Origin of the sequence: Staphylococcus sp. Y174-1 (assembly GCF_049897865.1) — a bacterium.
Lineage (GTDB): Bacteria > Bacillota > Bacilli > Staphylococcales > Staphylococcaceae > Staphylococcus > Staphylococcus saprophyticus.
The window spans coordinates 1-14,950 of record NZ_JAFCXB010000009.1 but is presented as its reverse complement, the minus strand read 5'-3'; the positions used below and the strand labels follow the sequence as shown (position 1 = coordinate 14,950).

The 14,950-nt window shown below is 33.4% G+C and carries 14 protein-coding genes and 4 pseudogenes; 4 read left to right on the top strand and 14 right to left on the bottom strand.

Annotation, left to right across the window (positions count from 1 at the left end; genetic code table 11):
* A pseudogene (locus tag ACP7BT_RS13180) lies at window positions 1–168 on the top strand (IS6 family transposase); the annotation flags it as partial.
* A 56-nt stretch (window positions 169–224) separates the two neighbouring features.
* On the opposite strand, the pseudogene ACP7BT_RS13175 reads toward ACP7BT_RS13180, so the two are convergent.
* The 7 genes and pseudogenes from ACP7BT_RS13175 to merR all read right to left on the bottom strand — a co-directional run.
* Window positions 225–359 (bottom strand): annotated as a pseudogene (locus ACP7BT_RS13175) (YnfA family protein); the annotation flags it as partial.
* 324 nt (window positions 360–683) lie between these two features.
* Window positions 684–2,030 carry a dihydrolipoyl dehydrogenase family protein gene (locus tag ACP7BT_RS13170; RefSeq protein WP_019467798.1) on the bottom strand — a complete coding sequence of 449 codons (1,347 nt, stop codon included), beginning with the start codon at window positions 2,028–2,030 and terminating at the stop codon, window positions 684–686.
* A gap of 125 nt (window positions 2,031–2,155) precedes the next feature.
* Window positions 2,156–3,799 (bottom strand): mercury(II) reductase, encoded by a 1,644-nt coding sequence (gene merA, locus ACP7BT_RS13165; protein ID WP_019467797.1) that lies wholly within the window; start codon window positions 3,797–3,799, stop codon window positions 2,156–2,158.
* 19 nt (window positions 3,800–3,818) lie between these two features.
* Complete coding sequence (locus ACP7BT_RS13160) at window positions 3,819–4,499, bottom strand: cytochrome c biogenesis CcdA family protein (protein WP_021459891.1); 681 nt, start codon at window positions 4,497–4,499, stop codon at window positions 3,819–3,821.
* Window positions 4,496–4,858, bottom strand: a complete 363-nt coding sequence (locus ACP7BT_RS13155) for a TlpA family protein disulfide reductase (RefSeq protein WP_348635048.1) — start codon at window positions 4,856–4,858, stop codon at window positions 4,496–4,498. Before ACP7BT_RS13155 ends, ACP7BT_RS13160 begins: the two co-directional genes overlap by 4 nt.
* 117 nt (window positions 4,859–4,975) lie before the next feature.
* A complete protein-coding gene (locus ACP7BT_RS13150; RefSeq protein ID WP_002510753.1) occupies window positions 4,976–5,260 on the bottom strand; it encodes a hypothetical protein in 285 nt (94 codons plus the stop codon).
* 27 nt (window positions 5,261–5,287) lie between these two features.
* On the bottom strand, window positions 5,288–5,686 hold the full coding sequence (merR, locus tag ACP7BT_RS13145) for an Hg(II)-responsive transcriptional regulator (protein WP_002510754.1): 399 nt from the start codon (window positions 5,684–5,686) through the stop codon (window positions 5,288–5,290).
* Between the two features lie 318 nt (window positions 5,687–6,004).
* On the opposite strand from merR, the gene copB reads away from it, so the two are divergent.
* The 3 genes from copB to ACP7BT_RS13130 are packed head-to-tail and all read left to right on the top strand — an operon-like array spanning window position 6,005 to window position 10,114.
* Window positions 6,005–8,101: a copper-translocating P-type ATPase CopB gene (gene copB, locus ACP7BT_RS13140; protein WP_003728471.1), complete on the top strand. Its 2,097-nt coding sequence runs from the start codon at window positions 6,005–6,007 to the stop codon at window positions 8,099–8,101.
* A gap of 14 nt (window positions 8,102–8,115) precedes the next feature.
* Window positions 8,116–9,549 carry a multi-copper oxidase Mco gene (gene mco / locus ACP7BT_RS13135; RefSeq protein WP_000277153.1) on the top strand — a complete coding sequence of 478 codons (1,434 nt, stop codon included), beginning with the start codon at window positions 8,116–8,118 and terminating at the stop codon, window positions 9,547–9,549.
* Between the two features lie 19 nt (window positions 9,550–9,568).
* Window positions 9,569–10,114, top strand: a complete 546-nt coding sequence (locus ACP7BT_RS13130; RefSeq protein ID WP_002510756.1) for a YdhK family protein — start codon at window positions 9,569–9,571, stop codon at window positions 10,112–10,114.
* A gap of 505 nt (window positions 10,115–10,619) precedes the next feature.
* Here the strand turns inward: ACP7BT_RS13130 and ACP7BT_RS13125 are convergent.
* The 7 genes and pseudogenes from ACP7BT_RS13125 to ACP7BT_RS13095 form a co-directional block, all read right to left on the bottom strand.
* Window positions 10,620–11,270: an NAD(P)-dependent oxidoreductase gene (locus tag ACP7BT_RS13125; protein WP_041080723.1), complete on the bottom strand. Its 651-nt coding sequence runs from the start codon at window positions 11,268–11,270 to the stop codon at window positions 10,620–10,622.
* A 16-nt stretch (window positions 11,271–11,286) separates the two neighbouring features.
* Window positions 11,287–11,628: a DoxX family protein gene (locus ACP7BT_RS13120; protein WP_041080722.1), complete on the bottom strand. Its 342-nt coding sequence runs from the start codon at window positions 11,626–11,628 to the stop codon at window positions 11,287–11,289.
* A 15-nt stretch (window positions 11,629–11,643) separates the two neighbouring features.
* Window positions 11,644–12,303 (bottom strand): annotated as a pseudogene (locus ACP7BT_RS13115) (DsbA family oxidoreductase).
* Window positions 12,304–12,423: 120 nt separating this feature from the next.
* Window positions 12,424–12,852, bottom strand: a complete 429-nt coding sequence (locus ACP7BT_RS13110; protein WP_002476150.1) for an Rrf2 family transcriptional regulator — start codon at window positions 12,850–12,852, stop codon at window positions 12,424–12,426.
* A 113-nt stretch (window positions 12,853–12,965) separates the two neighbouring features.
* Entirely contained in the window at window positions 12,966–13,847 is an 882-nt protein-coding gene (gene thyA, locus ACP7BT_RS13105) for a thymidylate synthase (protein WP_041080718.1), read from the bottom strand.
* Window positions 13,848–14,350: 503 nt separating this feature from the next.
* A complete protein-coding gene (locus tag ACP7BT_RS13100) occupies window positions 14,351–14,446 on the bottom strand; it encodes a type I toxin-antitoxin system Fst family toxin (RefSeq protein WP_107365925.1) in 96 nt (31 codons plus the stop codon).
* 380 nt (window positions 14,447–14,826) lie between these two features.
* Window positions 14,827–14,950 (bottom strand): annotated as a pseudogene (locus ACP7BT_RS13095) (IS6 family transposase); the annotation flags it as partial.

Here is a 14,950-nt window from a genome sequence, read left to right as displayed (position 1 = left end):
CACCGTCATATTAAAGTGAGAAAGACGAGATATCAAAGCGTCAATACGGCAAAGAATACACTCAAAGGTATTGAATGTATTTATGGTCTATATAAAAAGAACCGTAGGTCTCTTCAGATCTACGGATTTTCGCCGTGCTACGAAATTAATCACATGTTGGCCAGTTAAGGGAATACTACCATGTTAAAATGATAATTAGTTATATTTTTTCTGACTTTGCAACAGAACCAAACTATGGCTATTCCCCCAAAGATCCCCAAATAAAGTGGCTTCCCTTCTCTGAGACATAACCAAATTAGATAACCACCACCAATTTCAGCTAATCCTGCAACAATGAATACTACAATTGTATAAATCATAAAGCACTCCTTGAACATTTAATCAATATAGCAATTATAACGTATCCTTTTTGAACTATGATAATTATTTCAAGCATAGAGTGATTAACAACAGTTTGGAGGGATAGTATTGAACGAGGATTTTATATATGCAAATCAAATACTTAATAGTCGAGGTACCGTCGGAAAAATACGGACGTTAAGGATTTTGAAAGATAAAAAAGCTTAATTCCTCCGTATTTTTAGTGAGAAATTAAGCTTTTGATTTTCAACAATCGCCCTTTTCTGAATAAGCGTGTACAAGAGATAATGGAAAAATCATGCTGGAAAAACATATGATAAAAATTACAACATGTGTGCAATGTCTGAAGCTACTGTTGGATAGGCAAATATCATTTGTTTCAATTCTTTGGTTGAAATCCCAAAACGAATGGCTGTTGCAAAATGATTAATCAGTTCATCGGCTTCATTACTAATCAAATGAGCACCAACAATTTGATCATGATCTTCGTCAATCAGCACTTTAAACGCAGCAAAGTCCTCATTTGTCCGTTTATACGTAAACCAGTCGGAGATGTTTTTCTGCTTTACTTTAATATTCCGGCCAGAGTTTTTGGCTTCCTCCTCGCTCATACCTACCGATGCCATTTTAGGTACGGTAAATACAGCAGATGGAATCACGGGATATTCAATTTTTTTGCTGTTCCCTTTCAATAAATTAGATGCTACGACATGAGAATCTGCACTGGCTACAGGTGTGAGGGGCAAGCCATCCGTTGCTGCAGCATCTCCAGCTGCATAGACATTCGGGTTACTTACACTTTGCAAATACTCATTAACATGGACACCATGTTTTTTCCTTTCTATATTCCCTTTTTCAAGATTCATATCTAAGGCAGGGACCCGTCCAGCACCATGAATAACAATGTCTGCTTCAAACCGCGTTATATCCTCTTTTTTTCGAGCGTACACATGAAACTTTCCTTGTTCTTTTTCAATGGATTCAACGGAATGTTGAAGATGTACCTGTATGCCAATCTCTTTCGACTTTTCTAAAAGGATATCTACAAGATCTATATCAAAATTCTCCAAAGGTCTTTGACCTCGATGGATAATATGAACTTCTGATCCAGCACGTGCCGCGATATGAGCAAATTCAAACGAAATATACCCACCACCAACAAAGACGATTCTTTGTGGTAATTCATCCAACTCCAAAAACTCATCACTATAAGTAAGATGTTCTTCTCCTTCTATGGGTAAAGGGGTAGGTTTCGCACCACTAGCGATCAAGAAATGACTCCCCTCGAGCACTTCTTTATTCACTTCAAGTTTGTCCTCACTCACGAAAGATGCATTGCCATGATACGTATCGATTCCCTGTTTATTCAATGCTTCCTCTTTTTTTTCCGGGACATCATCTGTAAAGGTTCTTTTAAAATTCATAAGATCTTTCCAGTTGATGGAGACTTCAGACGGTACTCCATTCTTAACCATCCGTTTGTTCCAATCAATAAGCTCGGCAGCACCATGTAGAACCTTTTTTGGGTCACATCCACGTAGTGCACACGTGCCTCCAAACGGCCTGTCATCTACCATAGCTACATTCCAGCCGGCTTTATTACATTTTGCTGCTGTGATTGAACCCGCAGAACCTGTACCAATCACAATAAGATCGTATTTCTTTATCATCATTAACCTCCTCGCAGAATTGACTCTATAATACGTTTGCCTTATTTCTATCTAATGAAACCGCGTACCTTGTCCAAGGTTGAAAGAATCCACCGTCTTAACCAAACGGTGGATTCATTGTGTTGTTATCCCGCACAACAAGATAATTTTGAAACATCTTTATCAAACGTCAGGGCAGCTAATTTCAATCCTTCTGCCATTGTTAAATATGGTGCAAGGATTTCTTTTAAATCATCTACGGTTAAACCAAACTTAACGGCTAAAGTCGCTGCATAAATCACTTCACCTGCATTTTCAGATACAACATGAACCCCTAACATTTTCAATGTTTTCGAATCAGCAATAAGCTTAAAAACACCTGTTGTTTCATGATTTACTATCGCTCTTGGAACAGCATCTAAAGGCAATACGGAGGTTTTGACCTCATAGCCTTTTTCTTTTGCTTGTTCTTCTGTTAAGCCTACTGTTGCTACCCCTGGATTTGTAAATGTCACGCCGGGAACCACTGATAAATCTAGTTTTTTATTTAATCCACCGATTGCATTATCGGCAACAATTCCACCTTCATATGCTGCTAGATAGACAAATTGAGGCCCTAATGTAACATCTCCTGCCGCATAAATCTTTTCATTACTTGTTCTAGCATAATCATTTATCAGTATTTCTTTTCGTTTTCCGACTTTAACCCCAGCTGCATTTAAATTCAACGTATCCGTATTTGGTTTTCTTCCTGTTGCAACAAGCAGCTGCTCTGATTCAATCACTTTTTTCTTGCCATCTACTGTAACATGAACCTTCTTTATCTCTCCAGATTGTTCTACACGCTCAAAAGATGCCCCTTTTACAAGGTTTATTCCTTGTTCAATTAAAGCTTTTTCTACTACTTCAGAAATCTCTGGGTCATACTCTTTTAACAGTCGCTCACTTCTTTGCATAAGCGTTACTTCTGAACCTAAGTTATGAAACAATTGGCCAAGCTCCATTCCGATATATCCTGAACCGATCACCGTTAATCGTTTAGGTACCTTTTTTATTTCAAGGAGCGTTGTACTTGTTAAATACTCCACTTCTTCAAGTCCTGAAATCGGCGGGAGAGAAGGAGATGCACCCGTTGCAATTAAAAAGCGTTTTGCGGAAAGTTTCTCCCCATTGACTTCAACCGTCTGTTCATCAGTAAATTTTGCTTCACCTACAATTAAGTCAATTCCATATTCATCAATTAGATCCACATATTTTTGATTGCGAAGCTCACTCACTAATTCATCTTTTTGCTTGATTAAGGGTGCTAATTCCACTTCTCCAGCAGATGTTTGTAATCCCGTAAATGGATTTACTTTTGCTAAATGATTAATTTCTCCAGCCCTAAGAAGTGTTTTTGATGGAACACAGCCAATGTTTACACATGTTCCGCCAACGGTTCCACGCTCAATCATGGCTACTTTTGCCCCGTATTCAATCGCTTTGATCGCAGCTGAAAAAGCCGAACCACCGGAACCAATGATAAGTAAGTCATAATCGCCTTCATTACCTAACACCACATTTTCTTGTGATGATATTTCTTCTATTTCTCCAGGTTGATATTTCGCCTCATCAATAGCCTTTTTTGCACTTTCAATCCCAATATCATCGGGTAATTCAAATAATACTTCACCGTGACGAAAACTAGCTTCTACATTCTTGGCACCAATATTTTCAAGTGCAACTGCTACATGTTCTTCACAACCCATACAAGTCATGCCACTAACTTTCATACTGATTTTCTTAGTCATTTTTTAACACTCCTTTTAATTATCGAAATATGCCACCCGGACCAATCCCCCAATAATAAGAAATATAAATTCCTGAAATTAAAATAACAATGGAGGAAATAAATTGGATCATTGCCATATTTTTAGAAAGTAATTGTTGGACATATCTTTTTGAAATCAAAGAAACAATGGTTATGGAAGTAACGACAACACCCATACCGATTGAGTACACAATAAATTTAAGTATAACCATCAATAACGAATTATCTTGCATAGATTCAGTGAGTACAAATAAAAAGGCTGGCAACGTACAACTTAATGATGTGATTCCATAAGCAATACCATAGAAATAAACTGATCGTTTACCCTGTTTAATATTAACTCTTAAAGGTAGAGAAACTTTTTTTCCAAGCAACATCCCTAGTCCCAAAAGAAAGATAAGTACGCCCATTAGAAATGACCAAATTGGAAAAACATTGATTAAAGCTCTACCTAATAACGATAATAGAAAACCGGCTATCACAAAAATAGTTAGAAATCCCAACGTCATAGACAATCCTAACCATAGCCCCTTTGAGATTGTCCTTATTAAGGAACGCCTTGTTTCAACCTCTCCTTCACCAATTAAATAACTAATATATGAAGGCAACATAACAATCCCGCAAGGATTAAACGCAGCAACTATTCCTGCTGAAAAAATAAATATAAAGGGAAACGTCATGAACTACTCACTCCAATACGTGTTAGTTCCTTTTGTAAATCATCGAAGGAAGGGTTAACCGCGTGATATATAACTTCTTGATTGCTATCTATTAAAAAAACTTCTTCCAATTGTTTTACTTTATACTTTTTAGTGAGTTCATATTCTTTATCGATTAAATGTGTCCATTCTCCACCATATTGACGTTGGAAATCCTTTAAATCTTGTTCTGTATCTTGTAGGGGATCCATATCAACAGTTATAAGTTGAACATTGTTCCCATATTTATTATGAATCTGTTTAAATACCTTTTCCCCTGCTACACAAGTCGGACACCAAGATGCCATGAAATAAATGAGTGTTGGCTTCTCGGAACTTATTGGTTGTGTTTTTTCATTGTTTATCGTGTTGGTTCCATTGGATATTCCACATGCTGAGAGGCTTACAATAATGAGAGCTGATAATAAAATCTTTTAAAGAACAATATTGATTTCAAATCACTCCCCCCCTTTTTCTTCTGTTTCACTGAATTTAGAATGGCAACAATCCGACTGACATGTATTACGACTACCTCTTCTTTTTACCAACATAATCAGTCCGACAATTAACAAAACAGCACCAAATATCCAAACTTGTTTTCCTATTAAGAAAGCACCCATAGAACTCAATCCAATTGCAATTAAAAGGATTGGTAAAGCGCAACATAGAACCAACAATGCTGGTATTCCTAAAAACAATAATTTATCATTATCCTTTACATTTTTTCGCTTTTGTACAGTCAATTTACATCACCTGCTAAAAAGTTGATTTTAACCCTCAAACATTTTCTCAATAATAGGGCAAGAATATAAATATTCTTCATTCGGACAACATTCTTTTAAATCATTCAACATATTCTCAACACGCATTAAATCTCTAATTTGTTGTTGTACTTCATCAACTTTTTGAGAAACGAACTCATATATATCCGAACACCGCACATCATCCTTATCTACAACACCAAGCAACTTGTGGATTTCACTTAAAGAAAAACCAAGCTCTTGCATCCGTTTAATAAACCATACACGCTTAACATCATCATCTGAATATATCCGATAACCAGCTTTCGTTCGGGAAGGTTCTTGTAATAAATTTTTTTGTTCGTAATATCTAATCGTCTCTTTATTTACCCCACATTTTTCTGCAAATGCAGTAATACGATAACTCACATAGTTCACCTCTAAATAATAATAAACCGCGTACCATAGTACGCGGTCAAGTATAATACATTTTTCTTCTTCAAGTGTCTTGCTTGTACTTTAAGGGAGCCTATCAACTCCACTTGGTTATTATTGTGATCTACTCAAACATTATAGTCAAATGACCATTTGATTGTATTTGTTATTCCTTTAAATAGTGACATAAATGGTTATTTTCTGTACACTACAAAATAAAAAAGTCAAATGGTATATACCCCTATACCGTATATGTTATACTCAAATTGTCTTATTACTATCTTTAAAAATATAAAATTAGGAGGTTTAATTTTGTCGAATAACAAAAAACACCAAAATCATGAGCATCATAGTCATCAAGAACATGAAAATCACACTAGTCATGGTAATCATGAGCATCATAGTCATCAAGAACATGAAAATCACACTAGTCATGGTAATCATGAACATCACCATCATGGAAATTTTAAAAGTAAATTCTTTATTTCTTTGATTTTTGCGATACCGATTATTATTTTATCGCCCATGATGGGAGTTAAATTACCGTTTCAAATTTCATTTACAGGGTCAGATTGGATTGTATTAATTCTTGCTACAATTTTATTCTTTTACGGAGGAAAGCCATTTTTATCAGGGGCTAAAGATGAAATTTCAACTAAAAAACCTGGAATGATGACGCTTGTTGCTCTAGGTATTTCAGTAGCTTATATTTATAGTTTATACGCCTTTTATATGAATAACTTCAGTGGTTCATCCACACATACAATGGACTTTTTCTGGGAATTAGCGACTTTAATTTTAATCATGTTATTAGGTCATTGGATTGAAATGAACGCAGTAGGTAATGCAGGCAATGCACTGAAGAAAATGGCAGAACTTTTACCTAATACTGCAGTGAAGCTGATTGATAACAATCAACGAGAAGAAGTTAAAATATCAGATATTCATATTGACGATATTGTGGAAGTCAGAGCAGGCGAAAGTATACCCACAGACGGAATCATTGTTCAAGGAGAAACATCAATTGACGAATCATTAGTTACTGGCGAATCAAAAAAAGTTCATAAAACTCATAATGATGATGTTATTGGAGGTTCAATTAATGGTTCAGGTACAGTACAAGTTAAAGTGACTGCTACGGGTGAAAATGGCTACCTATCTCAAGTTATGGGTCTTGTTAACCAAGCTCAAAACGATAAGTCAAAAGCTGAACTCCTCTCTGATAAAGTCGCAGGTTATTTGTTTTACTTTGCAGTAAGTATTGGCCTGATTTCATTTATCGTATGGATGCTTATTCAAAACAACGTCGATTTCGCACTTGAACGGCTAGTAACCGTATTAGTCATTGCTTGTCCACATGCATTAGGCTTGGCAATACCTTTAGTTACAGCACGTTCTACCTCTATAGGCGCACATAATGGTTTAATCATTAAAAACAGAGAATCTGTAGAAATCGCACAACACATTGATTACATCATGATGGATAAAACTGGGACACTAACTGAAGGTAACTTTTCAGTGAATCACTATGAAAGTTTTACAGACGAGTTAAATAATGAAGAAATATTGAGTCTATTTGCTTCATTAGAAAGTAATTCTAATCATCCACTTGCCACTGGTATTGTTGATTTTGCTAAAGGCAAAAATATTTCATATGCTACTCCTCAAGAAGTTAATAATATTCCAGGTGTAGGCTTAGAAGGCACAGTTGATAATAAAAAACTCAAAATAGTGAATGTTTCTTATCTCGATAAAAGCAATTTTGATTATAATAAAGAACAATTTACGAATCTCGCTCAACAAGGGAATTCTATTAGTTATCTAATTCATGACCGACAAGTTATTGGTATTATCGCACAAGGCGATAAAATTAAAGAAAGTTCAAAACAAATGGTTTCGGATTTATTATCGAGAAACATTACGCCAGTCATGCTTACAGGCGATAATAAAGAAGTGGCACAAACAGTGGCTGAAGAATTAGGTATTAGTGATGTCCACGCGCAATTGATGCCCGAAGATAAAGAAAGTATTATCCAAGATTATCAAAGCAATGGTAGCAAAATCATGATGGTTGGTGATGGTATCAATGATGCGCCAAGCCTTATTAGAGCAGATATTGGTATGGCAATTGGCGCAGGGACAGATGTAGCTATTGAATCGGGGGATGTCATACTCGTTAAAAGTAATCCTTCTGATATTATCAATTTTTTGTCCCTTTCAAAAAATACGATGAAAAAAATGGTTCAAAATTTATGGTGGGGCGCAGGATATAACGTGATTGCAGTTCCTCTTGCAGCTGGTATATTAGCTTCTATTGGTTTAATATTATCACCTGCTGTGGGTGCAATACTTATGTCTTTAAGTACGATCATCGTAGCAATTAATGCATTTACATTAAAATTAAAATAAAAGAGGTAAATATAATGTATAAAAAAATGTTCACAATTTTAATTACGTTATTTTCTATAATGTTTATGGTTCCTAATGATACTTTTGCAGAAGGTAAGCACAACATGATGGACATGAAAGAAAATGATCAAAAGCGAAATGATATGATGGATATGAAAAGTCATGACGAAAGAAAAAATTTGAATTCTTCACAAGGAAAAAATGAAATAACATTTCCCAAAGTTTTAGATCCTAAAAAAGATAACAATGGTTATAAAAGTTATACATTAAAAGCGCAGAAAGGAAAGACAGAATTTTACAAAGGTAATTTCTCTAACACTTTAGGATACAATGGAAATTTACTTGGGCCAACTTTAAAATTAAAAAAAGGAGATAAGGTTAAAATTAAGTTAGTCAACAACTTAGATGAAAATACAACATTTCATTGGCATGGGTTAGAAATAGATGGAAAAGTGGATGGAGGCCCTTCTCAAGTTATAAAACCAGGAAAAGAAAAAACAATAAAATTTGAGGTTAAACAAGAGGCTGCTACATTATGGTATCATCCCCACCCCTCCCCAAATACAGCTAAACAAGTTTATAATGGTTTATCAGGGTTATTATATATAGAGGATGACAAAAAGAATAATTATCCTAGCAATTATGGGAAAAATGATTTGCCTATAATAATCCAAGATAAAACATTTGTATCTAAAAAATTAAATTATACAAAAACGAAAGATGAAGATGGTACTCAAGGTGATACAGTCCTTGTGAATGGGAAAGTAGATCCTAAATTAACAACAAAAGAAGGAAAAATACGTTTGAGACTTTTAAATGGCTCCAATGCTCGGGATTTAAATCTTAAGCTAAGTAATAATCAAAGTTTTGAATATATTGCTTCAGAAGGCGGCCATTTAGAAAAGACTAAAAAGTTAAAAGAAATTAATTTAGCTCCTTCAGCAAGAAAAGAAATAGTAATAGATTTATCTAAAATGAAAGAAGAAAAAGTCAATCTTGTTGATAATGATGAAACAGTAATTTTACCAATTATTAACAAAGAAAAAAGTACTAACAAAGACACTACTCCAAAAGTAGATAAAAAAATCAAATTAGAAGGTATGGACGATAATGTTACTATTAATGGCAAAAAATTCGATCCTAACAGAATAGATTTCACACAAAAGGTAAACCGTAAAGAAACTTGGGAAATTGAAAACGTCAAAGATAAAATGGGTGGTATGAAGCACCCGTTCCATATCCACGGAACGCAATTTAAAGTTTTATCAGTGGATGGGAAGAAACCTTCAGAAGATATGAGAGGCAAAAAAGACGTTATATCTCTGGAACCTGGACAAAAAGCCAAAATAGAAGTGGTTTTTAAAAATACTGGGACATACATGTTCCATTGTCACATACTTGAGCATGAAGATAATGGAATGATGGGACAAATAAAAGTAACAAAATAATTTATAAGGAGAATTCAATATGATGAAAAAATTGAGCTCAATTATAGTAGCTTCAGGATTAGTATTATCAGCTTGTTCAACTGGTAACGAAGAAGAAGAAAATTCTAAAGATCAAAAACAAGAAAAACATATGAATCATAAGAGTGAAAGTAAAGCCCCAGATAATATGAAAAGTACAGATGACAGTAAATATAAAAAGGACGATAAAATAACAATTACAGCTGATCATATGCCTGGTATGAAAAATGCCAAAGGTACTGTGAAAGGTGCTTATAAAACGTATGCTTATGTCGTGAGTTACACACCTACAAATGGTGATGAAAAAGTTAATAATCACAAATGGGTCGTTAATGAGGAAGTTGCAGATGCCCCTGAAAATGGATTCAAGAAAGGTGATACAGTTAAATTAGAAGCTGACCATATGCCTGGTATGAAAGGTGCAGAAGCTCAAATTGATGATGTAGAAAAAACAACCGTTTATATGGTGGATTATAAATCAACAGAAAACGATGAGATGGTTAAAAATCATAAATGGATGACAACTGACGAACTAAAATCTCGTTAATGTCTATCATTTTAAAGCTTTAAAGTATTTAGTTAGTTATTCACAAATGCAATGAGAATCCCCTTTGTTAAATAGACAAGTAAACAAATAAAATTTATGGCCACTCTCATATCCACAATAATGAGAGTGGCCATTTGTTTAGAAAAATTAAATGATTTTAATGAAAATGAGGGGATCTTTTATAATTTATCAATGGAATTTCGAAAAATATAAAAAATGGAATAGTGAATGTATTGAGCTTTATCATTTATCAAGAAAAGTTATTCTAAATTAGCAGGTAAAGTCACAGTTGCGCTAATTTCAACAACTCACTTTGTATGATTAGGGTGTACCTTAAAAACTCAGTCGTTTTCTTCTAAAACATTTCATATATACAGATTTAATGTTGAATTTTTGGAAATATAAAGCTATATAATTTATTAGTATTTTTCTCTTTGAAATTATACAAGACGTCTCATCATTTTTAGTGATGAGACGTCTTGTATAATCGAACTATTTATATTTCTTAATTATCTTCTGATACCACAGTAAAACGTTCATTTTTATGTTGTGGATTTTCTATCTCATCCACTAGTGCAAATGCAAAATCTGCATAACTAACATAACTATTGCCTTTAGAGTTAATTAATAAATTGTCTTTGCCTGCTTGATAGTTTTTAGTTTTAGGACCTTCAGCATCAAAATCTGCAGATGGGCTAAGGAATGTCCAATTAATACCTTTAGAACCTTTTAAATCTTCTAAATTTCTACTTTGTCCTTTTGAAGTTCCTTTTGCAGTTGGCCCAAATAGTTCAGAAAATTCTGGTGTATCCATTAACTTAGTTGTTTGCGCTTCATCAACGTATAAACTACCTGCACCACCAACGATAATTGCTCTTGTATCAGTTTCTTTCAATGCTTCAATAAGTGCACGTCCAGCTTTCACATGTGATTCTTCTTCACCAAGAGGCGCACCAAATGCATTAACAACTACATCTAAATCTTTCAAGTCTTCAGAAGTAATATCATATATTTCTTTTTCTAAAATATTTATATTACTACTTGATAATTTTGAAGCATTTCTAACAATTGCTGTTACTTCATGTCCTCTTTCGATTGATTCTTCTAATACTAGTTTTCCAACTTTTCCACTTGCTCCAATAATTCCAATTTTCATAATAAATTCCTCCTAATTATAGTATATTTAATAAAAAGACTAATAGCGCTAAAAAGCCTATCATTAGTGGTAAATAAACATCTTTAATACGTTCACCTGATTTCATTCTTACTGTTACGGCCCCAGCCATTAACATAGCAATCCAAAAGCCACTAAAAGCTCCCACAAGAACGTGCCATATACCTACTAACATCGTTATGCCACCAATAATTTGAATAGTTCCAGTTAAATACATAAACCAAATTGGCATATTTAGCTTTTTGAATTTTTCTTTTGAATTTCTATTTCCACTAAGATTTGCTAGTGATAAAACAGTAAACGATACTCCAAGTATTAATTGAATAATATTTACTATCATTGTTTAACCTACTTTCTAACAAGAAGTGCCATTAATGCCACACTGCAAACCTTCATTACTATTATCATTTACTTTCTTACTTTCCGATTCTATTGCTTTTTTAAAAGTTTCTTTATCTACAACACCATTAATTCTTTCTTCACCGATAATAAACGTTGGTACACCACTAATATTAGCTTTAGTATTAGCATGTTCTAGTGCTTGTAATCTTATTGTGCTATATTTTCTTGAGAGTAACGCATCTTTAAATTTAACTTCATCTAATTTAACATCTTTAGCAAGTTCAGTAAGTACTTCAATTTCTCTAATATTTTTATCTTCTTGGAAAAATGCTTCATAAACACGATTGTTATATTCATTTGCTTTTCCATGTTCTTTCGCAAAATAGAAGCCCTCGTGCGCTAAATCTGTATAAGGATGGGGAGACACATTTGGTAATTTCATATCTACTCCCCATTCAGTTATTCTTGGATATATCACTTGCTGCCAGAGTGATAGTTTGGATGAGTCATTAACAGGATCTAATTGCTCTAATGGTTTGGGTCTTAGCTCAAATGTTTGCCATTCTATAGATATATCAGCATCTGTTTCTTTTATTGCTTTTTCAAGTTAATCCTTACCTATAAAACAAAAAGGACAAACATAATCAGAATAAACACTTACTTTTAGTGACAAAATAATTTCTCCTTCCAATAATGTTTATTAAGATGGTTAATACAGTTTCATCAAATGTAAGTAAACAACACGCTCGTACTTGTAATAGTTACAGTTACAAACAAGGGGAGACGGATATATTTATCCGTTGTTTACTAGAATTTTATTTACTATATTTTCTAATGTTACACTTTTTAATACTGTCTCCATAGCATCCTGTGCGTTTTCCAAAATAACTTCCAATAGAATTTGTATGTTTGCACCAACTGTACAGTCGATATTGGTATCTTCATGTATTTGGAATAAACGGCCTTGTTCAACAACTTCTACAGCTTTATAAACATCAAATAATGTAATCTCGTCTAATGATTTTAAAAGTTTAACTCCTGAATTGCCATGTGAAGTTTCAATAAAACCAACTTTTTTAAGTTTCCCCATTAATCTTCGAATAACAACAGGATTAGTATTCACACTTTCTGCAATTTGATTCGATGTTAAAGCATAATTTTTTTCGATTTTTATTAAAGCCAATATATGAACAGCGACCGTAAAACGACTACTTATTTTCAAATCAACCACCTCGTTGTAACTATTTTAGTTACAACGAGGAATATTGTCAAATCTTTTTTATCTTATTTATAAAAATGAATGTGATAGCTTTATAAAATCCCTCACTTTCATTATCACTCCGCTATATCATATTTAAAAATTCCATTATGTTTATAATTATTCAACTGTACTTCAGATAGTCTACGTTCAAAAAAGGATTTAAGATTACCCTTCTCATCATATTTACTAGGTAGACTTATTGTTGGTTTAGATTGATTAACAGGATTTGATAGTTGCTTCTTTAATGTATCTATATGTTTAAGATATACATGGGCATCATCTATACACCAATACAAATTTCCTAACTCATAACCACATTGGTCTGCTATTAACCTGTGTAAAACCGCATATTGAAATACATTAAATGGATGACCTAGAGCCATATCTGCCGAACGTTGTTTCACATGTAAATTTAAAGCACCGTAACTCACTTTCCAATTTGTAGCCCAAACACACGGTTCTAATGACATTTCATCTAAATCATCTACATCCCATAAACTTGTCATAATTCTACGTGATGCTGGATTTTGATTTAATTGGTGTAAAATGTACTCAACTTGATTTAATTTTTTATCTTCACCTTTAATAGTAACTTTTCTACAGGCCTTACCAAGTTGATAACCATAGGCTTTACCAATCGTATTATTTTCGTTAGCCCACTCATTCCATACTTTACAATCATTATTTTGAAGCCATGTTACATCGTTCGACATTTCCTGCCAAATCCATTCTAGTTCAATTAAAGCCGTTTTAGAAAATATCTTTTTAGATTTTAATACTGGTATACCATCTGATGGGCTAATTTGGAAATTAACTCCTTGTATAAACTTTGTAGGTGCAGGACTCCCATCTGAGTATTTTGCACGAACTAATGATTCATCTTGAACCTCCCCATTTTCAATGATATCCATTACGATATCTTGATAAATTTGATCAAAGTTTTTATTGTATTCCAAGTTAATCTCTCCTATTTTTATTAATTTTGTTTAATAAGTGTTGATAAATAAGCCTCTCTTTATAATATGACGTTTTCATTAATAAATGCTTGAGCAATTTTAGCAGTATAACTATCTTTTCGCCACGCTATTTTGGTTTGAGAAGTCCAGTAATTATCTTTTATTGCTAAAACTTTCTAAGATCTATAAATATCTTTTGTTATAGCCGATTCAGGTAATATAGTACCTCCAATTCCTTTAGACAGTAATTGAATTAACATTGAAGAATCATGGCATTCGCATAATATGTTGGCATCTAGTTTTTTTTCATTGTATTACATGAATTATTAAATATTTAACATGTATAAAATACAATCATATAAAATTTTAGTTTTGCATTCCTATCTACTATGGTGTTATAATGTAATTAACAAATATGATGCTAAGCATGATAAACACCGAGCCCGATAACTATTCACAGTAGTTATCGGGCTCTTTTGATGTATTGACTATGTCGTCGTTAATTATCTATCACGCTTATTTAGCCAATAAGAAAATAACGTGAGTATAACCCCTACTATTATAGGAGCTATTAAAGATACAAATATGATGCTGAACATGATGTCACCTCCTTCCATGCTAATTACAGCACAGAAGTAAAACGACGACTTTTATATTATACCATCTGTGAATCTACAAGCATATGTACTTCCGATAAGTTGAAATATGTTAAATAGAAATTAAGATACTTAATACCAGTACCTATTACAGTATACTATCGTTAATTTGGTGTTTACAGAAATACCATGTTACTATCACCATCTTCAACACCTATATATTTCATAATATTTATTCAATACATTCTAAAATATGAATATAATTTTTGATAGCTTTTTCAGCTATATTTTGCATTGATTTGCCACTTGAGACAGACTCAATTTGGTTCTGTTGCAAAGTAAAAAAATATAGCTAACCACTAATTTATCATGTCAGTGTTCGCTTAATTTGCTAGCATGATGCTAATTTCGTGGCATGGCGAAAATCCGTAGATCTGAAGAGACCTGCGGTTCTTTTTATATAGAGCGTAAATACATTCAATACCTTTTAAAGTATTCTTTGCTGTA

Excerpts from the sequence above, each read along its gene's own strand:
- ACP7BT_RS13170 (WP_019467798.1), bottom strand. The coding sequence starts at position 2,030 with ATGATAAAGAAATACGATCTTATTGTGATTGGTACAGGTTCTGCGGGT.
- merA (WP_019467797.1), bottom strand. The coding sequence starts at position 3,799 with ATGACTAAGAAAATCAGTATGAAAGTTAGTGGCATGACTTGTATGGGT.
- ACP7BT_RS13160 (WP_021459891.1), bottom strand. The coding sequence starts at position 4,499 with ATGACGTTTCCCTTTATATTTATTTTTTCAGCAGGAATAGTTGCTGCG.
- mco (WP_000277153.1), top strand. The coding sequence starts at position 8,116 with ATGTATAAAAAAATGTTCACAATTTTAATTACGTTATTTTCTATAATG.
- ACP7BT_RS13130 (WP_002510756.1), top strand. The coding sequence starts at position 9,569 with ATGATGAAAAAATTGAGCTCAATTATAGTAGCTTCAGGATTAGTATTA.
- ACP7BT_RS13125 (WP_041080723.1), bottom strand. The coding sequence starts at position 11,270 with ATGAAAATTGGAATTATTGGAGCAAGTGGAAAAGTTGGAAAACTAGTA.
- ACP7BT_RS13120 (WP_041080722.1), bottom strand. The coding sequence starts at position 11,628 with ATGATAGTAAATATTATTCAATTAATACTTGGAGTATCGTTTACTGTT.
- ACP7BT_RS13100 (WP_107365925.1), bottom strand. The coding sequence starts at position 14,446 with ATGTTCAGCATCATATTTGTATCTTTAATAGCTCCTATAATAGTAGGG.